This is a genomic window from Pararhizobium sp. O133 (assembly GCF_051669845.1).
Lineage (GTDB): Bacteria > Pseudomonadota > Alphaproteobacteria > Rhizobiales > Rhizobiaceae > Pararhizobium.
In genome coordinates this window covers 434,759-460,984 of record NZ_CP196427.1, presented here as the reverse complement: position 1 = coordinate 460,984, position 26,226 = coordinate 434,759, and the positions used below count along the sequence as shown (strand labels likewise).

The window sequence follows — 26,226 nt, the reverse complement described above, 5'->3', positions numbered from 1 at the left end:
GGCAGATTTTTGCAATGCAGCCATGCGCTATGCGCGCAACAGATGGCTCGCCAGCCTCCGGTTTTTCTGAGTAACGCTTGTCATAGCCAACTCCTCTCCCGTTCCTCGAATCCAGACGTCGTGTTGTCGATGTAAGAAATAAGCATGAGAAAACGTTTTTTCAGTTGACAGTTTGATTGGTGAAAGGTTTTCTCACAATAACAGGAGGACATGAGACTGGATACCGGAGGGAGCAAAAAGCGGATTACGATTCACGATGTTGCGGCTGCTGCAGGTGTGAGCATTTCGACGGCCTCCAAGGCGCTAAACAATAACGGGCGCATGGGAGACGAAACGCGCCAACGGGTGAAACGGGTGGCAAGCGAGATCGGGTTTCGGCCGAACGCCCTTGCCCGGGGTCTGCTCAGCAAGCGCAGCTTCACGATCGGGCTGCTGACCAATGACACCTACGGCCGCTTCACTCTGCCGGTCATGGCAGGTGTCTCGGAAGCACTGGTGGATCACGGCGTTTCGGTCTTCCTCTGCGCGATCGAGGATGATCCGGCGCTTGGGCAGATCCATGTCGAAGCCATGCTCGACAAGCAGGTCGATGGCATCATCGCCAGCGGCAAGCGGCTGGACAGGCAACTGCCGGTCGATCTGTCAAACCTGCCGGTGCCGGTCGTCTACGCTTTCACGGAAGGCACGCCTGATAGCGTCACTTTCCGGTCGGACGATGCGCATGGTGCAACCCTAGCGGTGGAGTGGCTGCAGTCGAACGGTCGGCGAAGGATCGTCCATGTCACCGGCCCTAAAGAGTTCTTCTCGGTGCGTGAACGCGCCGATGCCTACAGCACTGCTGCGGGTGACGGCGAACAGGTTCTTTATGGCATCTGGTCAGAAGGCTGGGGTCATGACGCGGTCGACCGCTTGTGGACGCGTGCCGGAGAGAAGCCTGACGCCCTGTTTTGCGGCAACGATCAAATCGCCCGCGGTGCCGTCGATGCCTTGCGCGAACGCGGCATCCAGGTGCCGGAGGATGTGTCGGTCATCGGTTTCGACAATTGGGAGATTGTCGCGGCCCAGACCCGGCCGCCGCTGACGACGGTGGACATGGAACTGAAGGAACTCGGGCGTCAGGCCGGATTGACCGTTCTCGCGCTCGCGGAGGGGCGGCCTGTCGAGCCGGGAGTACGGAAACTGCCATGCCGGCTGGTCGTCCGGCAGTCATGCGGGGGCAAGACCCCGAGGGAATGAACAAGGCGCCGGAGGAGATGGCGTCAAATTGGGAGGAGTGTCATGATCAAGCGTTTATTGGCGGCCACCAGCGTCGCGACCCTGTGCCTGGTAGCCAGCGCATCGGCGGCCGAAAAGGTCGAAATGTGGGTTCGCTCCGGTATCGGCGAATCGTTCAAGAAGACTGTCGAAGCCTACAATTCCAGCCATGAGAACCAGGTCGCGATGACCGAAGTGCCGTTCTCGGAACTGGTGCAGAAATATGCGACCGCGATTGCCGGTGGACAGGCGCCCGACGCGCTGTCGATGGACCTGATCTACAATCCGGCCTTCGCAGCGGCCGGCCAGCTCGAGGATCTGACGGACTGGGCAAAGTCCCTGCCCTATTTCAATTCGCTGTCGCCATCGCATGTGAAGCTCGGCACCTATCAGGACCGCATCTACGGCCTGCCGCTCTCGGTCGAGACATCCGTCTTCGCCTGGAACAAGGACCTCTACAAAAAAGCTGGCATCGATCCGGAAAAGGCCCCCACGACCTGGGATGAAATCACCGCCAATGCAGAGAAGATCCGCGCGCTCGGTGACGACAATTACGGATTTTACTTTTCCGGCGGCGGTTGCGGCGGCTGCATGATCTTCACCTTCACCCCGCTCGTCTGGGGTTCAGGTGCAGACATCCTGTCGGCCGACAGCAAGACGGCGACACTCGATACGCCGGAAATGCGCAAGGCGATCGATATCTATCGCAACATGGTCAAGAAGGACCTCGTTCCTGCCAGCGCCGCCAGCGACAATGGTGCGAACTTCCTGTCCTTCACCAATGGCAAGATCGGCCAGCAGAGCCTCGGCGCCTTTGCCATCGGCTCGTTGGTGACGGAACATCCGGACATCAACTTCGGCGTGACGCTCATTCCCGGCGCGACAGGCGGAACATCCTCCTTTGCCGGCGGCGACAATTTCGTCATCACCAAGGGCACGCCGAAAATGGCTGCCGTGAAGGAATTCCTCGAATATATCTATTCCGAGGACGGCCAGAAGATCATGGCGAAATACGGTAGCCTGCCGACCCGCGGCGACATCGCCGACAAGGTGCTGGAAGGTCTCGATCCACGCCTGCAGGTTGGCATTCAGGCCATCGCGGTCGCCAAGACGCCCTATACGCTGCAGTTCAATGATCTGATCAACAGCGCCAATGGCCCCTGGGCGAGCTTCACCAATGCCGCGATCTTCGGCGATGACGTCGATGGCGCATTCTCGAATGCCCAGGGCGAAATGCAGTCGATCATCGACAGCGGCCAGTAATCTCCCCCGGCTGCTGTGGCCGGGAGGAAAAGCCGCCTCCCGGTCAAGTTCCTGAATTTCATGCGGAGCATTCCTGATGACCGGTTCCGGTTCGGAGACCCTGTCGCCTCGGCGTAAAAGACGGCGCAGATCGGGTTGGCGCGGCCTTGTCTATATCGCGCCGGCGATGGCACTCGTCATCCTGTTCTTCGTCATGCCGGTGATCTTCACCGGCTGGATGAGCCTGCACAACTGGCCGCTGATGGGTGGCACGCGCTGGATCGGCTTCAAGAACTATGTCCGCATGTTCCATGATGCCCGCTTCGTCTCGGCCCTGCAGTTCACCGCTTATTATACCGTGATCGTCACGATCGCGATCTTCGCCGTCGCCTTTCCGCTGGCGATCTTCGTCGAGAAACAGCGGCGCTTCGTCAGCGCCTACCGCACCATCATCTTCCTGCCCGTCGTCGTCGGCCTTGCCACGGCCTCGCTGCTCTGGGTCTGGCTTGCCAATGTCGACAGCGGCTTCATCGGTCCGGCGCTGAAAGCGCTCGGATGGGTGGACAAGAGCCCGAACCTGCTGGCCACATTCGACAGCGCCTTTCTCACCATCATCGTCATGGTCGTCTGGAAAATCGCCGGCTTCACGATGATCATCCTGCTGACCGGATTGCAGGCCATCCCCTCGGAACTGACGGAGGCCGCCCGCATCGATGGCGCCGGACGCTGGCAGCGCTTTCGCCACCTGACGCTGCCGCTGATGCGCAAGACGATCGCGCTGGCGCTGATCATTTCCGTCACCGGTTCGATCCTCGCCTTCGACCAGTTCTACATCATGACCTCGGGCGGGCCGCAGAACCGGATGATCTCGGTGGTCTACTACATCTTCAACCAGTCCTTCGTGTCCTTCAACCTCGGTTATGGCGCCGCCCTTTCGATTGCCCTTCTCGCGATCCTGGTCGTGATCAGCGTCGTCCAGCTCTGGCTGCTGCGTGTCGGGGAGGAACGGCCATGAACGCCGCCACCATGAGCCTTTCGAAAAAGCGTCGTGCCGCCAGAGCTTTCCGGGCCAACAGTGCCTATCATGCGACGGGCATCGCCATCTGCCTATTCTTCCTGGCGCCCTTCGTCATCACCTTTCTGGCCTCATTCCGACATGGGACGGAAGCCCGCCTGCCGCCGCTGCCACCCTGGCCGACCTCGGGCATCAGCGTCGATTCCTACCTGTCACTCAATACGTTCGGCTCGGGCATCTGGCAGCACACGATCAATTCGCTGCTGGTATCTCTCGCGACGGTCGTGTTGACCGTCGCCGTCAGCCTGCTCGCCGGTTATGGCTTCTCGCGTTACCGGTTTCCGCTGAAGAACGTGCTGTTCGTGCTTGTTATCGCCACGCTGATGATCCCGTTCCAGTCGATTCTGACGCCGCTGTTCATCATTCTGGCCAAGCTGGGGCTCAACAATTCGCTGCTCGGGCTGACGCTGGTCTATGTGACGCTGCAGCTGCCATTCTCGGTCTTCATGATGCGCAACGCCTTCGACGCCGTGCCGAAGGAGATCGAGGAAGCGGCCCGCATAGACGGTGCGCGGGACCTCCGGTTGCTGGTGCGCGTGCTCTTGCCGCTGGTGCTGCCGGGCGTCGCGACCGTGGCGATCTTTGCCTTCCTCAACGCCTGGAACGAGTTTCTTGCCGCCCTGATCCTGTTGTCCAGCAACGACAAATACACGCTGCCCGTCCTGATGATGGCGGTGCGCGCCGGTCGTCTCGGCGCGGTCAACTGGGGGGCGGTGCAGGCCGGCGTCGCCGTCATGACGGTGCCCTGCCTGATCGTCTTCCTGCTGCTGCAACGCTACTACATGCGCGGGCTGATGGCCGGCGCGGTGAAATGATCTCAAAGAAAACGGATGAAGCCATGAACACGATGAAAAGAGACCGCCAGTTCCGCCCCCTGCCCGTGCCGAGCGTCGATATCCAAGGCCTGTTCGGTGATCGGCAGGAAGCGATCTGCGACACCACGGCTGAAACGCTGCTCGACCGCTGCGTCGAGGCCGGCATGGTCGATGCGATCGACGTGAGCAAGCCCGGCCCCGGCATCGTCATCCCGATCCAGCCTTGGGGCGGCACGACGCAGATGTTCTGGGATTCGGATCTCGGCAAGTCGATCGAGACGGTGGCCTATTCGCTCTATCGTCGGGCCAATCCGAAGCTTGAAGCACGCGTCGATGAAATCATCGACATGTACGAGAAGATGCAGGACGCGGACGGCTATCTCAATGCCTGGTTCCAGCGCGTGCAGCCGGAGCGGCGCTGGACCAACCTGCGCGACCATCACGAACTCTATTGCGCCGGCCATCTGATCGAGGGCGCCGTCGCCTATTTCCAGGCAACCGGAAAGCGCAAGCTGCTCGATATCATGTGCCGCTATTCCGACTATCTGATCAAGGTATTCGGCCGTGGTGAAGGCCAGCTTCGCGGCTATTGCGGTCACGAGGAGGTCGAACTGGCGCTGGTGCGTCTCGCCCGCGTCACCGGCCAGAAGAAATATCTCGATCTCGCCAAATTCTTCATCGACGAGCGCGGCACCGAGCCGCACTTCTTCACCGGTGAAGCGATCCGCGATCATCGTTCGGCTGAGGATTTCCACCAGAAGACCTATGAATATGGCCAGGCTCATGAGCCAGTGCGCGATCAGAAAAAGGTCGTCGGCCACGCCGTGCGCGCCATGTATCTCTATTCCGGCATGGCCGACATCGCCACCGAGTACAATGATGACAGCCTGACGCAGGCGCTGGAAACGCTGTGGGACGACCTGACGACCAAGCAGATGTATGTGACCGGCGGCATCGGCCCGGCGGCTTCGAACGAGGGTTTCACCGATTACTACGACCTGCCGAACGAAAGCGCCTATGCCGAGACCTGCGCATCCGTCGGCCTGGTCTTCTGGGCCAATCGCATGCTCGGGCGCGGCCCTAACCGCCGCTATGCCGACATCATGGAGCAGGCGCTCTATAACGGCGCCATGTCGGGCCTGTCGCTCGATGGCAAGACGTTCTTCTACGAGAACCCGCTGGAAAGCGGCGGCAAGCATCATCGCTGGGTCTGGCATCATTGCCCCTGCTGCCCGCCCAACATCGCCCGTCTTCTCGCCTCCATCGGCTCCTACATGTATGCCGTGTCCGAGGATGAGATTGCCGTGCATCTCTACGGCGAGAGCAAGGCGCGCTTCGATATCGGCGGCACGGCAATCGAGTTGCAGCAGAAGACCGACTATCCGTGGAACGGTGCGATCCGTTTCGATGTGCAGACCGACAAGACAGGCCGCTTCGCCATCTCGCTGCGCATTCCCGAATGGGCCGATGGCTCGACCTTGAAGGTCAACCGAAAGGCGGTTGATTTAGCCTCGGTGACGATCGATGGCTATGCCCGGATCGAGCGGGACTGGGCGAGCGGCGATCATATCGACCTCGATATTCCGCTTAGCCCCCGCGCGCTATTCGCCAACCCGCTGGTACGACAGGATGCCGGTCGCGCGGCCCTGATGCGCGGCCCGCTCGTCTACTGTGTCGAGGCGACCGACAATGGCAAGCAATTGAACGCGATCGAATTGACTGGTAACCTTGCTGCGGCAAAGACGACCGAGATCGCCGAGCTGCGCGGCGCAGTGGCGATCGATATCCCGGTCAAGCGCGATGAACCCGACTGGGGCACCGCATTGTATCGCACGACACCGCCAAGCACGAAAAAGGGAACGGCGCGTTTCGTACCCTATCCTTTTTGGGACAACCGGGAGCCCGGCGAAATGCTCGTCTGGGTCAGAGCGGGTGAACTGAACGGTGAATAAGACCATGTCCGATACCGGTGTTGTTCTCACCGACATCCGCAAGAACTTCGGCAGTCTCGAGGTAATCCACGGCATCGACCTGAAGATCACGGAGGGTTCCTTCGTGGTTTTTGTCGGACCGTCCGGCTGCGGCAAGTCGACTCTGCTTCGGATGATCGCCGGACTGGAAGAGGTGACCGACGGCGAAATCGAGATCAAGGGCCGCAATGTCACCGATCTCGATCCGTCGGATCGCGGCATCGCCATGGTCTTCCAGTCCTATGCGCTCTATCCGCATATGAGCGTGCGGGAAAACCTGGCGTTCGGGCTGAAGATGGCGCGCACACCGGAGACGGAGATCGAGGCCCGCGTGAAAGCGGCCTCGGCGATCCTGAAGATTGATCCGTTGCTCGAGCGCCGGCCCGGCCAGCTCTCGGGCGGCCAGCGCCAGCGCGTGGCGATCGGGCGGGCCATCGTGCGCAAGCCGGATGTCTTCCTGTTCGATGAGCCGCTATCGAACCTTGACGCGGAACTGCGCGTCTCCATGCGCATCGAGATCGCACGGCTCCACCGCGAGCTCGGCAATACGATGATTTACGTCACCCATGACCAGACGGAAGCGATGACGCTGGCCGACATGATCGTCGTGCTGCGCGACGGCCGCATCGAACAGACGGGCAGTCCGCGCGAAATCTATGAAAATCCCGCCAATCTGTTCGTCGCCGGCTTCATCGGCTCGCCGCGCATGAACCTGCTCAACGCGCAGTGGAGCGGCAACGGCAAGGTGCGGCTCGGCGAGACCGAAATGAGCGTTCCGGTTACGGCAGAGACCCTACATCCAGGCGAAGCCGTCAGCTTCGGTATCCGCCCGGAGCATCTGGTCGTCAGCGGAAGCGCCGCCGAAGGGCTGGATGCCAAGGTGGATTTCTTCGAATATCTCGGCGGCACGCAATACCTGTACTGCCAGTTGGCCGATGGTCAGCCAATCACGGCGGAACATCGCGGCGCCGAGCCGATCGAGGCCGGCAGCACGGTGCGGCTGTCCTCCGAGATAGCCAAACGGCGCCTCTTCGATCACGAAGGGCGCCGCGTCACCTGATATATGGTGCCTTCTATTCGGCGGCGATTGCCGTCGGATAGTGGGGTTCGTCTTCCACCTCCTCCGAGGCTTCTTCCGGCGCACGGTCGGTCTTCTTTGGCTCCTTGCCGAAGAACAGGGCGTAGCCTGCCGGCAGCACGACGATGGTCAGCACCGTGGCGACGACAATGCCACCCATCATCGCGTAGGCGAGCGGACCCCAGAAGACGCCGCGCGAGATCGGGATCAGCGCCAGGACCGCCGTCAGCGCGGTGAGAACGATCGGCCGGAAACGGCGCACGGCCGAGCCGACGATCGCCTCCGTCCGGTCCATGCCGGCGGCGATATCCTGGTCGATCTGGTCGACGAGGATGATCGAGTTTCGCATGATGATGCCCAGCAGCGCGATGACGCCGAGGATCGCCACGAAGCCGAACGGCGCGCCGCTGATGAGAAGGGCTGCGGCGGCACCTATAATCCCGAGCGGGCCGGTTGCCAGCACCAGCATGGCCTTGCCGAAATGCTGCAACTGGATCATCAGCAGCACAACGATGACGGCGAGCATGATCGGCGCCTTGTCGGCGATCGACTGCTGGCTTTCGGCCGCATCCTCGGCGCCGCCCTGGATCTCGACCTTGTAGCCGGGAGCGAGGCTGTCGCGCAGCGGCTGCATGTCCGCATACATCTTCATCGCCACATCGTTCGGCTGGACGCCATCCGGCAACGTGCCGCGCACGGTGATCGTCGGCAGGCGGTCGCGGCGCCATTCGACGCCCTGCTCAAGAACCGGAACCACCTTGGCAACCTGCGACAGCGGCACCGAAGCGCCGAAATCCGTCGGTACATAGATCGAATCCACCGAGGACAGCAGGTGACGGCTTGCATCCGGCTCGCGGGCGACGATCGAAACCGTTTCCTCGCCATCGCGGAAATCGTCGAGCGGCGCACCGGACATAGAGGCTTGCAGGATCTGGCGGATACGCTGGGACGAGACGCCGAGCGCGCGGGCGCGGTCCTGATCGATGACCAGCTTCATGGCGGTCACCGGCTCCAGCCAGTCGTCGTGCAGCGCACCGATCTCAGAGTTCTCGGCGAATTTCGCCTTCACCTGGTCGGCGATGCGGCGGACCTCGGTGCGATCCGGTCCCATGATGCGCATCTGCACGGGCCAGCCGGTCGGGGGCCCAAGGAACAGACGATCGACCTTGCCGCGAACGGTCGGGAAATCCTGGGCAAGGATCGTGCGCAGCTTGACGATCAGCCGCTCCCGGGCTGGTTCGTCATTGGCCATGACCAGAAGCTGGGCGAAGTTCGGATTGCGCAGCTGCTGGTCGAGCGGCAGGAAAAAGCGAGGCGCGCCCTCGCCGATATAGGTGGCGATGAACTTCTTGTCCTTGTCGTCCATCATCTTCGCTTCCAGCGCCTTGGCTTGGCTCTCGACCTCCTTGATGCTGGTGCCTTCCGGCAGCCAGAGATCGACAAGGATTTCCGGACGCGAGGACTGCGGGAAGAAGTTCTTCGGGATGAACTGGAATGCCCACAGGCTGGCTCCGAAGACCGCAAACGTCATGGTGAGCACGATAATGCGGTGGCGCACCGCCCAGCTGACCGTGCTGCGCAGGCGGCGGTAGAAACGGGTGTCGAAGACGTCGTGGTGCTCGCCGGCATGCTTGCGCTGCTTCAGGATCATGTAGCCGAGCCAGGGCGTGAAATAGACGGCGACGAACCAGGAGACGACCAGCGCGATGCCGACGACGTAGAACAACGAGCGCACATATTCGCCGGCGGTCGAGGCGGCAAAGCCGACGGGAATGAAGCCGGCCGTGGTGATCAGCGTGCCGGTCAGCATGGGGAACGCCGTCGATTTGTAGGCAAAACTGGCCGCGTCGAGTTTGACCAGCCCCTCCTCCAGCTTTCGTTCCATCAGCTCGACGACGATCATCGCATCATCGACGAGCAGTCCGAGCGCGATGATCAGCGCGCCGAGCGAGATGCGCTGCAGGTCGATGCCGAGTTCGTACATGATGGCGAAAGTGGCGGCCAGCACGAGCGGGATAGCGATCGCGATCACCAGGCCCGAACGCCAGCCGATCGACAGGAAGGAAACGACGAGCACGATGACCAGCGCTTCGCCGAGCGCATGCATGAACTCGCTGACGGCGTCGGTGACGACTTCCGGCTGGTTAGCGATCTGGTCGACCGCGACACCGTAGGGCAGCGCCGCTTCAAAACGTTGATAGGTCTCTTCCACAGCGGCACCGACATCGGTGACCTTGAAGCCCTTGGCCATGACGACACCGAGCTGGACGCTGTCATGTCCGTTGTAGCGGTATTTCCGCTGGAATGGGTCTTCGAGACCCGACGAGACGGTGGCGATGTCACCTAGTCGCGTCACCTGGCCACCGGCGCGCAGCCGCAGCTCGCGGATGTCCTCCGCCTTGGTCACGCTGCCCTCGACGGAAATGCGCACCGAGCGCAGGCCGGTATCGACCGAGCCGGCGGGATCGACATTGTTCTGGCCCTTCAGCGCGTTCTGGACGTCGACGAGGGTCAGGTTACGTTCCGACAGCGCCTTGGAGGAGATGTCGATATAGATCTTTTCCGGCTGGTCGCCGATGATCACGGCCTTCTCGACACCGGGCGTGGTCAAGAGCATGTCGCGTGCCTGGATGGCGAAGCGCTTCAGTTCCGGATAGCTGTAACCGTTGCCGCTCAGCGAATGCAGTGTGATGAAGGTGTCACCGAATTCATCGTTGAAATAGGGGGCGAGCAGGCCCTGCGGCAGTTCGTTGGCGATATCGCCGACTTTTTTGCGCACCTGGTAGAAGGCATCGGCAACCTCTTCCGCATTGGTGTCGCCCTTGACCTGCAAAGTGATGATGGCACTGCCGGCGCGGGTGTAGGAGCGGACGAAATCCAGGTGCGGCGTTTCCTGCAGCTTGCGCTCGATCTTGTTGACGACCTGGTCTTCCATCTCCTGGATCGAGGCGCCGGGCCAGATCGCCTGCACGACCATGACGCGGAAGGTGAAATCCGGGTCTTCCTTCTGGCCCATGCGCATCAGGCCGAGCACGCCGGTGATGAGGATCAGCCCGAAGAGGAAGCGCGCGATGCTCGGATGCGCGATCGCCCAGCGCGACAGGTTGAAGGATTGTTTTTGATCGGTGGTGGAGGTCATCGGCGTGGTTCCGCGTTCGATGGATTTGGGTTCAGCGCAGGCGTTGGTCGCTGCCCTGCATATCGTCGGCCGATGCCGACTGCTGCTCGGCCGCTGCATCGAGCTTGACCTCGAGGCCTTCGGTCATGAACTGCGTCCCGGCGGACACGACGAGATCGCCGGGCTTGAGGCCATCTGAAATCCGAACACCATCACCGGTGAAGTCGCCGACCGTGACCGGGCGGGCGTGAACCGTTGCGGCGGAGCGATCGACCGTCCAGACGATCGGTTGCTTGTCCTTTTGCGTGAGCGCGGTCAGCGGAATGGAGACGGCCTGCTCGGCGTTGAGGGCGGTGGCCTCGATCGTGGCGGTCATGCCGAGCAGAACGTTCGGATCGTTCGGCAGGCTGACACGCACGGCAAATGTGCGCGATTGCGGATCGGCGCTGCCGGCGACCTCGCGCACCTTGCCCTGCAGCATCAGCGCGTCGTCGGACCAGAAGCCGGCCTTGACCGTCTTGCCCGGCTTGAACTGGGCGATGTCCGTTTCCGGCACCGCGATCAGCACTTCCTTTTCGCCATCGACCGCCACCGTCACGACCGGGGTTCCGGAGCCGACGACCTGTCCGACATCGGCGCTGACGGCGGTGACGATGCCATTCTGGTCCGATCTCAAGTCGGCATAGCTGACCTGGTTCTTGGCCTGATCCAGTGTCGACTTGGCGGAATCGCGGGTGGCGATGGCCTGGTTGTAGCTCAATACGGCCTGTTCCAGCTGTGATTTCGGCGCAACCTGCTTGGCATAGAGCTGTTCGGCGCGATTGCGGGCCAGTTCGGCCGTCTCGACCTGCCGTTCGGCTGCATCGAGGCTGGCTTGGGCGCTGCGCACGGAAAGCAGATAATCGGCGGGATCGACGCGGGCGAGCAGATCGCCGGCCTTGACCCGCTGGCCGATATCCACCAGCCGCTCGATGATCTTGCCGTTGATGCGGAAGCCAAGGTTCATCTCGGTGCGGGCGCGCACCGAACCGGAATAGTCGAGCGTGCGCGTCTCGTCCGCCTTGGCGATCTCTACCGTCTTGACGGGACGGATGACCTCGACGGTTTCGACCTTTTCCTCGGAGCATCCGCTGAGCACCAGAGCGGCGGCGGTCAGAAGGACGGCGGGGGAAAAGCGGACAAGGGTATGGCTGGGCGAAGGCATTTCGCGCTCCTGGCAATGACTGAAGAATGTGGGTGAGGCCTTGGCGGCGTTATCCGAGGGCCTTGAGGGCGAACGCGATGAGTTCTTCCGGCGTGGCCCTGTTCGGTTTGGAGAGACATTGCGCCACCATCTGCGGGTGGCACATGTTCACCGTCGCGGCACAGAAACATCGGGCGGCGACGGCGGAATCCTGCTGAGCGAATTCGCCGGCGGCGATGCCCTGCTTGATGATCGTCTCGACCACGTCGTTCATGCGATCGATGTGCTTCTCGATGACATGCCAATCACGTTCGATGGCGACGATGACCATTTCATGCACCTTTTCATGATCGAGCATGGCGGTCACGATTAGTTGGTGCTGGGCATGCAGGTATTGGCTCAGGCGATCGGCGGCGCTGATCGGCAGGCGGGATATTTCCAGAGCCTGTTGATAGCTGGTGGCAAGCATGCGGTCGCAGATAGCCTGGTGGATCTCGGTCTTGGAGGCGAAAAAGCGATAGATATTGGCCGGCGACATGCCGAGGTCGCGGGCAATGTCGGCGACATTGGTTTTCGAATAGCCGTAGTGTCGAAACAGCGCCTCGGCGGCGTCGAGGATCCGCGTGATGTTTTCCTGACGCGTCGCATCAAGGATTTCTGCATTTTCGACCATGACACCAGCCTTTCGATTTACGACTGACGATTTTTGAATTTCGTCATTCGTAAATCGAAAGGCCTGTCCTGTCAACTGCGGCAGTGTGGCTTTGTTCCATCATGCGGCAGCTTGAACGTGTCGGTCGGCCCGCAAGTGCTCCACGAGATGATCGACGAAAGCGCGGGTCTTGGCCGAAATATGCCGGCCTTCGGCATGCATGACATGGATCGGGATGGCCGTTTCCTCGTGGTCGGCAAGGACGATCTGCAGCCGGCCTTCGCTGATGGCCGGCGCCACCTGGTAGGACAGCGCGCTGGCCACGCCCCAACCGCTGACTGCTGCCGAAATGGCCGCCTCGCCTGTATTGCAGAACAGGCGAGGTTGGAGGGAAAAGCCGGCTCTCGGGTTCTGGCCGAACCGCCAGTCGATCGGCGCGGACGATCCGGTGCTGGCGATGACGGTGTGATCGATCAGATCCGCCGGGACTTTCGGGATGGAATGTCGTTCGAAATAGGACGGTGCGCCGCAGATCACCCGCCGGACACTGCCGACGCGGATGGCGCTATAACCGGAATCCGGCAGGTGGCCGATGCGCAGGGCAACATCAATGCCTTCATCCAGCAGGTTCACCACCCGGTCGAGCAGGAGGGCGCGGCCAGTGACGGCGGGATACTGCGTCAGGAACGATGTCAGGATCGGCATGACGTACATTTGTCCGAAGAGCACCGGCGCGGTTACCGTCAGCAGACCGGAGGGTTTGGCATGCGAGCCGCCGGCGGAGGCTTCCGCCTCGCTGATATCGGTCAGGATGCGGCGGCAGTCCTCGATATAGCGGCTACCCGGCGCCGTTGGTTTTACCGATCGGGTCGAGCGCAGGAACAGACGGGCGCCCGTCAGGTCCTCCAGATAGGCGATCGCCCGGGTCACGGCCGGCGGACTCATGTTCAGGTCGCGGGCGGCACGGGCGAAATTGCCGCTGTCGGCGACTTTCACCAGAACCCGCATGGCTTGAAGACGGTCCATCGGCGTTTCCTCGATTATTCCTCAAAACGGAATGATGTCTTGTCTTTTATCATGCTTCAGTTCGAGCAGGGAAAGAAAGATAGTTGCCCTCGACAACCTGCAACCTTCGGAGACCATGCCATGAAGCTCTACCATCATCCCCTGTCCGGCCACGCCCATCGTGCCCGGCTGTTTCTGTCGCTGCTCGGCGTTGACGCCGAACTCGTCGAGGTGAACCTGGCTGCCGGCGCGCACAAGGCGCCGGATTTCCTCAAGCTCAATCCGTTCGGCCAGGTTCCGGTGCTCGATGACGACGGCACGATCATCAACGATTCCAATGCCATCCTCGTCTATCTCGCCAAGAAGCAAGGCGTGACGAACTGGCTGCCGGAGGACGCGAAGGGTGCTGCCGCCGTGCAGCGCTGGCTCTCCGTCGCCGCCGGCGAGATCGCCTATGGACCCTGCGCAGCCCGGCTGATCACAGTCTTCAATGCGCCATTCAATGCGAACGAAGTGATCGCCCGCGCCCATGTCATCCTCGGACGCATCGAAAAGGCGCTCGCCGAGCGCCAGTGGATTGCCGCCGACCACCCGACCATCGCCGATGTCGCGCTCTACAGCTACATCGCCCGCGCGCCGGAAGGAAATGTCGACCGGGCGGCCTATTCCAACGTGACCGTCTGGCTGCGGCGTGTCGAGGCACTGCCCGGCTTCGTTGCCTTCCAGAAGACCGAAATTGGTATTCCCGAAGTTGCCTGACCCATCCGGGGGCGGCGACCGGCCGCTCTCCTTCTCCCGAAAGGATCCTCGTCATGTTGACCGTCAGCACTGCAAATGCTTCCTCTTCCCCTTGGCATGCCGGGGAAATCGAGCTTCAGCGCAAGGTTGGCGTCGCAGAGCGGATGGACGAGATCGGCCGGCGCGTGCTGCGCGATCACCTGATCGACCAGCACCGTGCCTTCTATCCGCAGCTTCCCTTCGTCGTGCTCGGTTCGGTCGATACGGAAGGCAATGCCTGGGCGACGTTGCGCGCGGCAAAGCCCGGCTTTCTCGCCAGCCCCGATCCCTACACGCTGAGCGTCGGCCTTGAACGTGAAACAGCCGACCCCGCCGATGCCGGCATGGATGACGGTCAGCCGGTCGGCATGCTCGGTATCGAGCTGCACACGCGTCGGCGCAATCGCCTGAACGGCACGATCATCCGCACAGACTCCGGCTCCTTCGATGTTCGTGTCGGCCAATCCTACGGCAATTGCCCGCAATATATCCGGCTGCGCGATTTCGAGTTTGCCCGCAATCCGTCGATCCAGACGGATGTGAAGCCGATTGTTGGCGGTAACCTCGATGAACGCGCCCGCCAGATGATCGCGGCTGCCGACACGGCCTTCGTCGCTTCCTATGTCGATCGCGAAACGGGTGAACGGCAGGTCGATGCGTCGCATCGCGGCGGCAAGCCGGGCTTCATCCGGGTGGACGAAAACGGCGTGCTCACCATCCCCGATTTTGCCGGCAATCTCTTTTTCAACACGCTGGGAAACATCCTTGCCAACGGCAAGGCGGGACTGGTCTTTGCCGATTTCGAGACCGGCGAACTGCTGCAGCTTTCCGGCGATGCGGAAGTCGTGCTGGATTCGCCGGAGATCGCCGCTTTCCAAGGTGCCGAACGGTTCTGGCGTTTTACGCCACGGCATGTCGTGCGCCGTCCCGAGGCCCTTGCTTTGCGCTGGGCATCGCGCCGTGATGGACAATCGCCCAATTCACTGATGACCGGCAGCTGGGATGACGCGGCCACCCGCATCAAGGCGCAGGAAACCGCCGCTGCCTGGAGGCCGTTCCGCGTGGCGCGGATCGTCCAGGAAAGTGCGACGGTCCGCTCGTTCCATCTCGACCCGGCCGATGGCCTCGGCCTGCTGCCGCACGTTGCAGGGCAGCACCTGCCGATCCGGGTGACGCCGGCGGGAAGCGACACCCCGGTCACGCGCACCTATACGCTGTCGGCTGCGCCTTCGGACGGCATCTACCGGATCAGCGTCAAGCGTGAAGGGCTGGTGTCCCAGCACCTGCATGATACTTTGAAGAAGGGCGATATCATCGAGGCTCGCAAGCCTGCCGGCCTTTTCACCATCGATCCGACCGAGGCCCGGCCGGCCGTCCTGCTTGCCGCCGGCATCGGTGTGACTCCTATATTGTCGATGCTGCGTCACATCGTCTACGAGGGCCTGCGGAAGCGGCGGATGCGCCCGACCTGGCTGTTCGTGTCGGCACGGACCAAGCAAGACCGCGCCTTCGATCGGGAGATCGCCGATCTGGTGTCTGCCGCCGGCGGCGTTGTGCGATTGATCCGCGTGCTGAGCGATGTCACCGGCGCTTCGGCCGGTGAACACTATGATGTCCAAGGTCGGATCGATACGGCGTTGCTCGGCAAGGTCCTGCCGTTCAACGATTATGATTTTTATCTCTGCGGCCCGCCGCCCTTCATGCAGTCGCTCTACGACGGCCTGCGTGGCCTCAATATCGCCGATGGACGCCTCCATGCGGAAACCTTCGGACCGGCCTCGCTGACCCGGACGCCGGACGCGGCGAAGGCAGCCGAACCGCTGGCAAGCGCTTCGGCAATCCCGGTCGCCGTCCAGTTCGTGCAATCGGCCAAGGAGGCTCGCTGGAATCCGGGGTCCGGCAGCTTGCTGGAACTGGCGGAGGCACGCGGGCTTGCGCCGGAATTCAGCTGTCGTCTGGGAACGTGCGGTAGTTGCCGCACCAAGGTCGTCTCGGGCTCCGTCACCTATGCCAAGCGTCCGTCCGCCCCGATCGCGGAAGGCGAAGCGCTGATCTGCTGTGCCGTTCCGGCCAAAGGGACGGGCAGTCTCCAGCTTGATCTCTGACGACCCGGCCCGACTTTCTTTTTCTAATGCGTGCCGACATCGGAACTTCCCGGTCACCGGAAGATTTTCCAGACCGTAGATACGTTGGAGAAAGTGCCATGTCCGCGGAACCCAGTTTCTTCTCGAAATTTTCCGGCGCTGTTGCGGATATTGCCGGGAAGCCGGCGACGTTCGTAGTGGCCGTCGCCGGGATCGTGACATGGGCGGTGACCGGCCCGCTCTTCGGCTTTTCGGAAACCTGGCAACTCGTGGTCAACACCGGGACGACGATCATCACGTTCCTGATGGTCTTCGTGCTACAAAACTCCCAGAACCGCGACGGCAAGGCCGTGCAGGCGAAACTCGACGAATTGATTCTGACAAGCCATGCGGAAAACCGCTTCATGGGCATCGAGCATCTCGATGAACAGGAGTTGAAGCGTCTAACGCGACTTTTGAAGGAGGCGGCCGAAGGCGAGCCGGAACATGGACCGGAGGGCAAGGTGGATCACCTCATTGGCGATCGGCAGGCGAAACTCGAGGAAAAGCCTGATTGATTATGGAAAAGGCGATCCGAAAACCGTCAGCCCAGATCCGTGCGGTCCATCTCGAAGTGGTCGAGGATCAGTTGGATGTTTCGTTTGTGCGACTTGAAATAGACGTCGAAAACGTCACCCGCCACCGGGATCGCGCCAACGACGGCATCCAGGCCGAGATTGTAGACCATGCGGATCAGCTTGTGGCGCGGCACGCCTAGCCTGCGGGCTTCGTTGACGATGACGAGGCCGATCAGGGCGCCACTTGCATCGCCGACCACCGGCAGGAGCCCGAGCACGGAATCGGCGCCGAAGCGAATATTCGTGCCGGGAACCCTGAGCGCCGTATCCATCAGCCGCGCCGCCACGTTCAGCCGGCGCAACCGCCTCAACCGCTCCGCCTTGCCAAGCGTCTCGGGTTCAGTCCTGAAACTCGATGTGCGCGCGCCGCTGATCATTCACTGTCCTTTCCAGTCCGCTCGATATCCGGGACAACGATGAGGCGGTGCGACGGGTTCCAGTCCACATGACGGCGGCTGTTTTCGCTTGGTTCCAAAATTCGCGAGACTTCGTTGATCTCGGCGGCAAATCGCGGCAAGACCGTAACCGACGTGTGATGAGGACATGATTTGGAGACCACGCTCTATCAGCCGATCAAGGCCTTTCTCGAAGCGGCCGGCTATGCTGTCAAGGGCGAGATTGCCGGCTGCGATCTCGTTGGCCTGAGCCCGGACGAGCCGCCGGTCGTGGTGATCTGCGAGTTGAAGCTCAGTTTCAATCTCGAACTCATCCTGCAGGCGGTCGACCGGGCAGCCGCGAGCGACGAGGTGTGGATTGCTGCCCGGGTGTCGGCAAAGGGCAAGGGCCGCGAGAGCGACCGCCGTTACCGCGATCTCTGCCGGCGGCTCGGTTTTGGCATGCTCTCGGTTTCCGACAATGGCACGGTCGACGTTCTGGTCAGTCCGATTGCCTTGATGCCCCGCAAGAACAACCGAAAGCGCTCGCGCCTCGTCACCGAGCACAAGCGTCGCAAGGGGGATCCGACGGCGGGTGGCAGCACACGTTCGCCGATCATGACGGCCTATCGCCAGCAGGCGCTCGCCTGCGCGGCGGCACTCCAGGCGGGACCACTGCGGCCGCGCGACCTGAAGGCCATCGCGCCGGCGGCGGCGACCATCCTGCGCGGTAATGTCTATGGCTGGTTCGAGAACATTGAGCGCGGCATCTATGGCCTGACGGCAACGGGGATCGAGGCGCTGGTCCGCTGGCCGATCGCGCCGCCAGAAGCCAGCCCCGAGGATGCCGCCGGAGCGGGCACCATTGCATCCGAACCGGTTAAAGGTCGGCGCTCGAAATCCGCCGCAGCACACCGATGATCGCCTGGTCGAGGACGGCGTCGATGGGCACGGCCTGTGACGACAGCTTGACGATGACGGTCCGGCTTGCCGGGTCGACCCAGACCCACTGGCCGTGAATACCGATCGCAGCCAGTTCCCCTTGCCCGGTCTCATACCAGTAATTGCGGTAACTGCCGTTTTCGAAGAGGGCCGACTGGTCGCCGATCTTCCAGGCATCACGATTGCCGCCGGTCCACAGGTCGGCGATCCAGGATGGAGGGATGAGGCCTGCCCCCTCCTTTCGCACCAGTTCGCCGGTCAATGCCAGATCACGTGCCGTCACTGACATGCCGCCGGCGGCGCGCGCATTGCCGATGCGATCGACCGTGATCATCGCGTCGGATTTCGCGCCGATAGGCCTCCAGAGATACTCGCTGAACAACGCCGCGAGGCGTTTGCCGGCCGCCTGTTCCAACACCATGCCGGCGAGATCGGTGTTGGGGGAGCGATAGGCATGCTTCTCGCCATGCGTCCCTGTCCCCTTGCCGATGCCGCAGACGAAGGTCTTGAGGTCGGGTGCAGGATTGTGTGGTTTCGGCGGGTTCCAGCCCGTCGCGCGCCTATAGCGGTCGAAGGCGCCGGATGTATCGAGATAGTCCTCGACGAAATCGACACTGATTTCCATGTCGAACAGTTGCTGCACGGTTGCGTCCGCGTAAGCCGATCCGGCGATCTCCGGCACATAATCGCCGACCAGTTTATCGAAGGACAAGAGCCCCTTGCCGGCGAGAATGCCGGCCAGCAAGGCCGTGAGCGATTTCGAGATCGAGAAGATGATGTGGGCCTGCGCCGGATCGGAATGTTTGGCCGACCATTCAGCGACGATCGCTCCGTCGCGCATCACGACCAGTTCGTCGGTTTCGCTTGCCGTCAGGAAATCCGCAAGCGACATCGACGCCCCGTCGGCGCCGGTGACTTCGAGCCCGGCCAACGAGCCAAGCGCCAAGGCCGGCGGTTCAGTCTGCGGGTGTGCCCGGATGACGGCCGATGGCACGATCTCGCTGACATTCTGGAAGGCCCAACGGGAAAAGGGCGACAGGCGCCAGTTGGCAAGCGTCACGTCGGCGCGGGTAAAATCCGTCATGCTCATTCTCCCCTGTCCGCCGTAGCCACTATGACATTGGCGCCCAGCGCCGCCCGCCGGATCAGGCGGGACGCAGTCGCGAGATTGTCGTCGAGGTTATCCGTGCAGGAGAACTGGACGACGTCGAGCGTCATGGTTGGAGCCGCGGCCACGATCACGCGCCCTCGAAGCCGGTGAGCACGCTGACTGCATTCACCCCGATCTCCGCCACTGCGTAACCGCCTTCCATGACGAACAGCGTCGGCAGGTTCAATTGCGCGATGCGTTCGCCAATCTTCGGGAAATCCTCGGTCTTCAGCTTGAACTTGCTGATCGGATCCTTCTCGAACGTATCGACGCCGAGCGAGACGACGACGACATCGGGATTGTAGGCGACGAGCTTGCCGCAGGCATCTTCCAGCGACTGGCTCCAGCGCTCCCATTCGGTGCCGAAGCGCATGGGATAGTTGAGATTGTAGCCGGTACCCTCCCCCGTGCCGCGTTCGTCGGCATGGCCGAGGAAATAGGGGTATTCCTGCATCGGATCGGCATGCAGGTTGATGACCTGAACATCGGCACGGGAATAGAAGATCTCCTGCGTACCGTTGCCGTGATGATAATCGACGTCGAGGATTGAGACGCGCTTGGCGCCGTTGTCGCGCAGCCATTGTGCGGCGACGGCGGCGTTGTTGATATAACAATAGCCGCCCATGAAGCCGGCGCCGGCATGGTGACCCGGCGGACGGCAGAGCGCGAAGGCGGCATGCTCGCCGCCCTGCACGAGGGCTGCCGCCGTCAGTGCCACATCATGCGAGGACTTGATCGCATCCCAGGAGCCTTCGACGATGCCGCAGCCAGCATCGAAGGAATAATAGCCGAGCAATCCGTCGATGAATTCCGGCGGCACGTCACCGCGCAGGCCCCGCGTCGGCCAGGTGAAAGGCAGCGCCGTGCTCGAGCGTCCCTCGGCGGTCCAGCGCGACCAGATGGTCGGCAGGAAATCGAGGTAATCCTGGCGGTGGACGCGGGCTGCGGTGCCGAGGTCATAGTCCTGCGGCGCAAGGATCGGCCCGAGGCCGACTGTCTTGATCCGCCCGGAGACATATTCGGCGCGCGAGGTGAGTTCATAACCTGGAACGATGGCTCCGGCGACAAGCTCAAGCTGGTTGGCATGGCCCAGATGGCGGGGTGAAAAGACTGTTTTCATGAAAATATCCGTCGGCGGGAACGCACCCCGCCGGATGGCGGGGTGCGAAAAGAGGGTTACTTCTGCAGTTCGGTCCAGATCTTGGTGTAGAGTTCCTGGACTTCCGGCGGGCAGGTCATTGAGGGAACACCCTTCGAGGCGAACTCGACCGGCACCTTGATTTCCGGCGCGTCCTTCATGTCGGCGGGCATGAAGGCGTCGGAGCCGGCAATGCCGTTGGCATAGCGGTGGAAGCCGGAATTCATTCCGGCGTTTTCAGGATCCATCATGAAGTTCTGGAAGAGCTTGGCGTTCTCGACGTTCTTGGCGTCTTTCAGGACGGCCAGATTGTCGCTCCAATCGACGAAGCCTTCTTTCGGATAGCCATACTTGATTGCCGGATTGGCAAGTCGCTGGCGGAAGGCCGAGCCGTTCCAGTCGCTGGACGCGGCGAAGTCGCCCGAGCCCATCTTCTCGATCGTGCCATATTCCATCGCCACCCAGTTCGGCTTGGCGTTGACCAGCGTGTCGCGCACCTTCTTCAGGATCGTCAGGTCGCCGGTGCATTTCGTGCCGCCATTATAGAGCACGGCGGCATCGATGACGTCGTTCATTTCCGGAACGACGTTGACCTTGCCCTTCAGTTCATCCGGCGTATCGAAGATGATGCCCCAGGTGTTGATGTCGCCCTTGTAGACATCGGTGTTGACGACCGTTCCGACCGTGCCCATCGCCCACGGAACTGTATATTTGCGGTCGGGGTCGAATTCCGGATTGGCCCATTCCGGCGCGATGTTCTTGAAGTTCTCCATCTTGGACGGATCGGTTTCCAGGAGCAGGCCTTCCGAGATCCAGATCGGGATATAGTTCTGCGACGGCACGACCATATCGAAGCCGGAGCCACCCTGACGGGCCTTGGCGAGCGCCGTGTCGTTGGAATCGTAATCGGTGATCGTCACCTTGACCTTGTACTTGTCCTCGAACTTCTTGATCATGTCGGGGCTGGTATAGTTGCCCCAGTTGTAGATGTTGAGTTCGCCCTCGGCATGGGCGAGACCGGTCGATGCGAGCAGTGCTGCCGTTACGGCCAGAGCCGCTGTGATGCGCTTCATTGTTCTGTTCCCTTCCTTCTTGTTAGACACGTTTTCTGTTGACGACGAAGAAGACGGTGACGACGCAGATCGACAGCAGCAGGAAGAGTGTCGAGATCGCGTTCATTTCCGGTGTAATGGCGCGCCGAAGCTGGCCGAGCATGTAGGTCGGCAGGGTGTCCTGACCGGCCGATTTCACGAATTCCGTGATGACGACATCATCAAGCGAGATCACGAAGGCGAGCATGAATCCTGCGAGGATGCCCGGCCAGAGCAGTGGCAGGGTGACATAGCGGAAGGCCTTCCATGGCGTGGCGTAGAGGTCGGCGGCCGCTTTTTCCAGCGTCAGGTCCATGTTTTCAAGACGCGCCCGGATCGGCAGGTAAGCGAAGGGAATGCAGAAGGCCGTATGGGCGGCAATGAGATAACCAAGGCCGGAATAGCCGGTCCAGGTCTTGATCCTGGCAAAGAAGATCAGGAGCGCCACGGCGGTGACGATTTCCGGGATCATCAAGGGCTGGTTGATGAAGGCGTATTTCAGCGTCAGCCCGCGGTACGGCTCGGTGCGGGTGGTCGCCAGCGCCGCCATGGTGGCCGCGATCGTCGCGATGACCGCCGCGGTCATGGCGATCTGCAGGGACCGCAAGGATGCGTCGATGACGTGCTGGTTCTCGAACGCTTTTTCGAACCAGCGCAACGAAACGCCGTCGAACGAGGCAAGGGATTGCCCTGCGTTGAACGAGTAGAAGACGAGGACGCCGATCGGCAGGTAGAGCGCGAAGAAACAGATCATCGCGATTGCCGTGAAGCCGCGCTGGCGCCGGATGGAGAATGTCCTAGCCATGACGGCTCCCTTGCGATCCGGCATTGCGGACATAAGCGAGCAGCGCGACCATCACGATCAGCATCAGCGTGATCGACAGCGCCGAGCCGAGCGGCCAGTTTCGCCCCTGCCCGAACTGCAGTTCAATCAGGTTGCCCAGCATCATGTTCTTGCCGCCGCCCAGTATGCTCGGCGTGACATAGGCGCCGAGCGCCGGAATGAAGACGAGGATCGAGCCGGCGATGATGCCGGGCTTGACCAGCGGGATGATGATCTTGCGAAGCACCCGGAACGGCGTGGCATAGAGATCGTAGCCGGCTTCGACGAGGCGGAAATCCAGCTTTTCCATGCTGGCATAAAGCGGCAGAACCATCAGCGGCAGGTAGACATAGACCATGCCGGTCAGGATTGCGCCGTCGGTGAACAGCATCTGGATCGGCCGTGCGATCAGGCCGGCTTTCAAGAGCAGGCCGTTGATCAGGCCTTCGTTGCGGATGACCTCGAGAATGGCGAAGGTACGGATCAGAAGGTTGGTCCAGAACGGAATGGTGATCAGGAACAGCCAGAGTTCGCGTGTCCGCTCCGGCCGCGTCGCGATGAAATAGGCTGTCGGGAAACCGACGATCAGCGTCAGGATGGTGGTAACCAGCGACAGCATGGCGGAGCGCGTGAAGATCGTGACATGCGCGTCGGCGAGCGAGAGCGTGCCGTCGAAAATATCCTTTTCCAGCACGACGCTGATCCATCCATCCAGCGAAGGCAGCCATTGCACGTCGCCATAGGGACCGGGCGTGAGGAAGGAATAGACCAGAACGATCAGAAGTGGGCCGGTGGCGGCAAGAAGGATGATCAGCAGGGCGGGAAGCGAAAGCAGCCACCGTTTCCGGATATCCCTGCTCTTCTCCGCCTCGATCGTGCCCGCCGCATCGCTCATCTCAGTTCCTCAACACCCGGGCGGCATTGGCTTCGATGGTGATGCCGACCCTGTCACCCTCGGCGAACCGCGCTCTCTGCAGCGGCTTGTTCTGCTCGCGCAGCGTGAACGTGGTCTCGTTGTCGGACAGGCGCACATGGTAATGGGTATCGGTGCCGAAATAGACGATGGTTACCAGCGTGCCGTTCATTTGGCAGACGCCCGATTGGTCGGGTGGGCAGAGGCTTGCATGTTCCGGCCGGAGTACTACCGTCACCTCGCCATCGGCCTTGAAATCCTTTGGCATGGTGGCGGAGATGGTGCCGGCCATCGGCGTTTCGACCGAAGCGATGCCGTCGGTGACCGATGTGACCCGGCCCTTGAGGAAATTGGTTTCGCCGATGAAATCGGCAACGAAGCGATCGGCAGGCGCATCGTAGATTTCGCGCGGATTGCCGACCTGCAGGATTTTGCCGGACGACATGACGGCGATGCGATCAGACATGGTCAGCGCTTCCTCCTGGTCATGAGTGACGAAGATGAAGGTGATGCCGGTTTCCGCCTGCAGGCGCTTCAGCTCGATCTGCATATCCTTGCGCAGCTTGTAGTCGAGCGCGGACAGCGGTTCGTCGAGCAGCAGCACCTTCGGCTGGGGCGCCAGGGCGCGAGCGAGCGCCACGCGCTGCTGCTGGCCGCCGGAAATCTGGCTGGTGCGGCGGCCGGCAAGAGCTTCCATGCGCACCAGCTTCAGCATGGCCGCGACACGATCCCTGACCTCCTGCTTCGGGCGGCCGAGCATGGTCAGTCCGAAACCGATATTTTCCGCGACCGTCATGTGCGGAAACAGCGCATAGCTCTGGAACACCGTGTTGACCGGCCGCTTGAACGGTGGCATGGCGGCAATGTTTTCGCCGTTCAGCATGATATCGCCTGTGGTCGGAAATTCGAAGCCGGCGATCAGCCTGAGCAGCGTGGTCTTGCCGCATCCCGACGGCCCGAGCAGCGTGAAGAACTCATTCTGCCGGATGGAAACGGACGTGTTGTCGACGGCGGCGAAGGCAAATTCGCCGAAACCGAATACTTTGGAAACATTGCGAATTTCGACCGCGTTCAATTCCGCCATATGCGGCATACCCGACCCTGATGAAGCTGCTGTTCCCGCCTTTTGGCTTTGTTCTAGGTGAACACAGCGCCCGAGTGTTGACAATACGATTCCGTTTTTCTGGGCAAAATATTTATCAGGAGGAAAAACTTATCCGTCCTCCGCAGATCGTCGTGACCGCCTTTAGCGTGCTCAACTCATCCGCCGGTACGGCCTCGATATCCCCGTTTAGGATGACGATATCGGCGAGATAGCCGCTCTTGATCCGCCCCTTCCGATCCTCCTTGAACTCGGCATAGGCGCCTTCCACGCAATAGGCGTAAAGTGCCTCGCCGATCGAGAAGGATTGGTCGGGATCGCTGTCCGCCCAGCGCTTGCGCGTCACCGCCGCCTCGATGCCAACAAGCGGATCGATCGGCGAGACCGGCCAGTCGGAAGCAAAGCAAATCCGCGCGCCGGCGTTCTTCAGCGTGCGCCAGGCATAGCTCAGCGGCCAACGGTTGCGGCCGATGCGAGAAACGGTCGGTTCCAGCGGCACGCCGGCGCAGCCTGGCGGATGCGGCGGCTGCATCGAGGCGATGACGCCGAGTTCGGAGAAGCGCGGAATGTCGTCGGGATGGACGACCTCGATATGTTCGATCCGGTGGCGGCTGTCGCGAGCGCCGTTGATCTCCCGCGCCGCCTGATAACCGTCGAGCACAGCCCGCACGGCGCCATCGCCTATGGCGTGGACGGCGACCTGCAGGCCGCGCCGGTCGGCCTCGACCGCCACGGCTTTAAAACTTTCCGGCGTGAACAGGCCTTCACCGCAATCGCCCGGCTTGTCCGCATAGGGTTCGACCATGACGGCAGTCCAGCTGTCGAGCACGCCGTCGTAGAAGACCTTGACGACGCCGGAGGACAGCCAGTCGCTGTCATAGCGGCGGGCAAGGTCGGAGGCCTTTTCGAGCATGTCGAGCGACATGAAATTCTTGAAATGGAAGGGGATGACGACGCGGCATGGCAAGCATCCGTCCTCCTTCTCGATCGCCGCCAACAGTTGCAATTGGTAGAGATTGCCATCCATGTTCTGGATGGTGGTGATGCCGTGCGAGGCGCAATAGGCAAGGCCGCGCCGCATCACCGCGATATCCTGCGCCCATTCGGCTTCCGTCGGGTATGGATCGGGCTCGCCGCCGGTGGCTAGTCCCAGCCGGTAGCGATCGAAACCGCCGGCCGCCTGGAGCGGCGTGAAAGCCTCCATTTCCCGCAACTCCCCGGTCGCCAGGCCATCCTCGTCCATCACCACCTCGTTGCCCGGTCCGAGCGTGGCACCGTGCAGCATGCCGACCAGATCGAGCGCGGCGGTATTGGCCCAGGCGGTGTGATGATCGGGGGCGAAGAGAACCAGAGGCTGATGCGCCAGGATCGCATCGAGGTGATGACGCGTCAGGCGATCGGCGTCTCCGAGGATTGTATAGTCGGCGCCTTGCGCGAAGAGAACCTTTTCACCGGACCGCGTCTCCGCATAAGCCTGCACGGCTTCGGTCAGCGCCGCAAGCCCGCTCACCCCGGCCAGTTGCAGATGGACGAGTTCGGCGGCGCCGGAAAACAGGTGCATGTGGTTTTCGGAAAAGCCGGGAAGAACCGTTCCGCCCGCCGCATCGAGCACCTGCGTCTCCGGCCCGGAAAATTGCTGGAGTTCTGCGCTGCTGCCCACAGCGATAATTCGGCCGCCAGCGAGCGCCACGGCCTCCGCGGTCGGATTGTTCTCGTCCAGCGTTAGAACCCGGGCGTTGGTGATGATGATATCGGCCGTCTGCGTCATGCGGTTATCCATTCATTGCCGGGTGGGTGGCGGTCGAGAGGTCAACGTTGGAGCA

At 61.8% G+C, this 26,226-nt stretch carries 23 protein-coding genes; 10 read left to right on the top strand and 13 right to left on the bottom strand.

Translation table 11 applies throughout. The features are described from left to right. Positions 1-210 precede the first annotated feature (210 nt). From ACST81_RS24530 to ACST81_RS24505, 6 genes are all read left to right on the top strand, one after another. Positions 211-1,236: a LacI family DNA-binding transcriptional regulator gene (locus ACST81_RS24530; protein WP_438754083.1), complete on the top strand. Its 1,026-nt coding sequence runs from the start codon at positions 211-213 to the stop codon at positions 1,234-1,236. Between the two features lie 42 nt (positions 1,237-1,278). Further along, positions 1,279-2,517, top strand: coding sequence for an ABC transporter substrate-binding protein (locus ACST81_RS24525; RefSeq protein WP_438754081.1), 1,239 nt, complete (start codon positions 1,279-1,281; stop codon positions 2,515-2,517). Between the two features lie 76 nt (positions 2,518-2,593). After that, complete coding sequence (locus tag ACST81_RS24520; RefSeq protein ID WP_438754079.1) at positions 2,594-3,511, top strand: carbohydrate ABC transporter permease; 918 nt, start codon at positions 2,594-2,596, stop codon at positions 3,509-3,511. A gap of 11 nt (positions 3,512-3,522) precedes the next feature. Then, positions 3,523-4,386 carry a carbohydrate ABC transporter permease gene (locus ACST81_RS24515; RefSeq protein ID WP_438754630.1) on the top strand — a complete coding sequence of 288 codons (864 nt, stop codon included), beginning with the start codon at positions 3,523-3,525 and terminating at the stop codon, positions 4,384-4,386. Between the two features lie 23 nt (positions 4,387-4,409). Beyond that, complete coding sequence (locus ACST81_RS24510; protein WP_438754078.1) at positions 4,410-6,338, top strand: glycoside hydrolase family 127 protein; 1,929 nt, start codon at positions 4,410-4,412, stop codon at positions 6,336-6,338. Between the two features lie 4 nt (positions 6,339-6,342). Further along, positions 6,343-7,416, top strand: coding sequence for an ABC transporter ATP-binding protein (locus ACST81_RS24505; protein WP_438754076.1), 1,074 nt, complete (start codon positions 6,343-6,345; stop codon positions 7,414-7,416). A gap of 13 nt (positions 7,417-7,429) precedes the next feature. Here the strand turns inward: ACST81_RS24505 and ACST81_RS24500 are convergent, their stop codons facing one another. The 4 genes from ACST81_RS24500 to ACST81_RS24485 all read right to left on the bottom strand — a co-directional run bounded on the left by ACST81_RS24500 (position 7,430) and on the right by ACST81_RS24485 (position 13,413). After that, the gene (locus tag ACST81_RS24500; protein WP_438754074.1) at positions 7,430-10,573 is read right to left on the bottom strand and encodes an efflux RND transporter permease subunit; all 3,144 of its coding nucleotides are present in this window, start codon (positions 10,571-10,573) and stop codon (positions 7,430-7,432) included. A 31-nt stretch (positions 10,574-10,604) separates the two neighbouring features. Continuing rightward, positions 10,605-11,756 (bottom strand): efflux RND transporter periplasmic adaptor subunit, encoded by a 1,152-nt coding sequence (locus ACST81_RS24495; RefSeq protein ID WP_438754072.1) that lies wholly within the window; start codon positions 11,754-11,756, stop codon positions 10,605-10,607. A gap of 49 nt (positions 11,757-11,805) precedes the next feature. Continuing rightward, entirely contained in the window at positions 11,806-12,408 is a 603-nt protein-coding gene (locus tag ACST81_RS24490) for a TetR family transcriptional regulator (RefSeq protein ID WP_438754070.1), read from the bottom strand. 99 nt (positions 12,409-12,507) lie between these two features. Then, positions 12,508-13,413 (bottom strand): LysR family transcriptional regulator, encoded by a 906-nt coding sequence (locus ACST81_RS24485; protein WP_438754068.1) that lies wholly within the window; start codon positions 13,411-13,413, stop codon positions 12,508-12,510. A 120-nt stretch (positions 13,414-13,533) separates the two neighbouring features. On the opposite strand from ACST81_RS24485, the gene ACST81_RS24480 reads away from it, so the two are divergent. The 3 genes from ACST81_RS24480 to ACST81_RS24470 all read left to right on the top strand — a co-directional run bounded on the left by ACST81_RS24480 (position 13,534) and on the right by ACST81_RS24470 (position 16,810). Beyond that, positions 13,534-14,151: a glutathione S-transferase family protein gene (locus ACST81_RS24480; RefSeq protein ID WP_438754066.1), complete on the top strand. Its 618-nt coding sequence runs from the start codon at positions 13,534-13,536 to the stop codon at positions 14,149-14,151. Between the two features lie 53 nt (positions 14,152-14,204). Further along, positions 14,205-16,274 (top strand): 2Fe-2S iron-sulfur cluster-binding protein, encoded by a 2,070-nt coding sequence (locus ACST81_RS24475; protein ID WP_438754064.1) that lies wholly within the window; start codon positions 14,205-14,207, stop codon positions 16,272-16,274. A 98-nt stretch (positions 16,275-16,372) separates the two neighbouring features. Then, positions 16,373-16,810 (top strand): low affinity iron permease family protein, encoded by a 438-nt coding sequence (locus ACST81_RS24470; RefSeq protein ID WP_438754062.1) that lies wholly within the window; start codon positions 16,373-16,375, stop codon positions 16,808-16,810. Positions 16,811-16,836: 26 nt separating this feature from the next. On the opposite strand, the gene ACST81_RS24465 is transcribed toward ACST81_RS24470, so the two are convergent. Further along, positions 16,837-17,247: a DUF4112 domain-containing protein gene (locus ACST81_RS24465; protein WP_438754060.1), complete on the bottom strand. Its 411-nt coding sequence runs from the start codon at positions 17,245-17,247 to the stop codon at positions 16,837-16,839. Positions 17,248-17,418: 171 nt separating this feature from the next. On the opposite strand from ACST81_RS24465, the gene ACST81_RS24460 reads away from it, so the two are divergent. Beyond that, positions 17,419-18,165 carry a DUF2161 domain-containing phosphodiesterase gene (locus ACST81_RS24460; RefSeq protein WP_438754058.1) on the top strand — a complete coding sequence of 249 codons (747 nt, stop codon included), beginning with the start codon at positions 17,419-17,421 and terminating at the stop codon, positions 18,163-18,165. Here the strand turns inward: ACST81_RS24460 and ACST81_RS24455 are convergent. The 8 genes from ACST81_RS24455 to ACST81_RS24420 all read right to left on the bottom strand — a co-directional run bounded on the left by ACST81_RS24455 (position 18,125) and on the right by ACST81_RS24420 (position 26,171). Then, the gene (locus ACST81_RS24455) at positions 18,125-19,270 is read right to left on the bottom strand and encodes a serine hydrolase domain-containing protein (RefSeq protein ID WP_438754055.1); all 1,146 of its coding nucleotides are present in this window, start codon (positions 19,268-19,270) and stop codon (positions 18,125-18,127) included. The genes ACST81_RS24460 and ACST81_RS24455 overlap by 41 nt on opposite strands. A gap of 2 nt (positions 19,271-19,272) precedes the next feature. Beyond that, a complete protein-coding gene (locus tag ACST81_RS24450) occupies positions 19,273-19,422 on the bottom strand; it encodes a hypothetical protein (RefSeq protein WP_438754054.1) in 150 nt (49 codons plus the stop codon). Between the two features lie 2 nt (positions 19,423-19,424). Further along, complete coding sequence (locus tag ACST81_RS24445) at positions 19,425-20,456, bottom strand: histone deacetylase family protein (protein WP_438754052.1); 1,032 nt, start codon at positions 20,454-20,456, stop codon at positions 19,425-19,427. A gap of 56 nt (positions 20,457-20,512) precedes the next feature. Then, positions 20,513-21,547, bottom strand: coding sequence for an ABC transporter substrate-binding protein (locus ACST81_RS24440; protein ID WP_438754050.1), 1,035 nt, complete (start codon positions 21,545-21,547; stop codon positions 20,513-20,515). 22 nt (positions 21,548-21,569) lie between these two features. After that, positions 21,570-22,370, bottom strand: a complete 801-nt coding sequence (locus ACST81_RS24435) for an ABC transporter permease (protein WP_438754048.1) — start codon at positions 22,368-22,370, stop codon at positions 21,570-21,572. After that, positions 22,363-23,283: an ABC transporter permease gene (locus tag ACST81_RS24430; RefSeq protein WP_438754046.1), complete on the bottom strand. Its 921-nt coding sequence runs from the start codon at positions 23,281-23,283 to the stop codon at positions 22,363-22,365. Before ACST81_RS24430 ends, ACST81_RS24435 begins: the two co-directional genes overlap by 8 nt. A 1-nt stretch (position 23,284) precedes the next feature. Further along, the gene (locus ACST81_RS24425; RefSeq protein WP_438754044.1) at positions 23,285-24,394 is read right to left on the bottom strand and encodes an ABC transporter ATP-binding protein; all 1,110 of its coding nucleotides are present in this window, start codon (positions 24,392-24,394) and stop codon (positions 23,285-23,287) included. Positions 24,395-24,500: 106 nt separating this feature from the next. Next, positions 24,501-26,171 carry an amidohydrolase gene (locus ACST81_RS24420; RefSeq protein ID WP_438754043.1) on the bottom strand — a complete coding sequence of 557 codons (1,671 nt, stop codon included), beginning with the start codon at positions 26,169-26,171 and terminating at the stop codon, positions 24,501-24,503. Positions 26,172-26,226 lie beyond the last annotated feature (55 nt).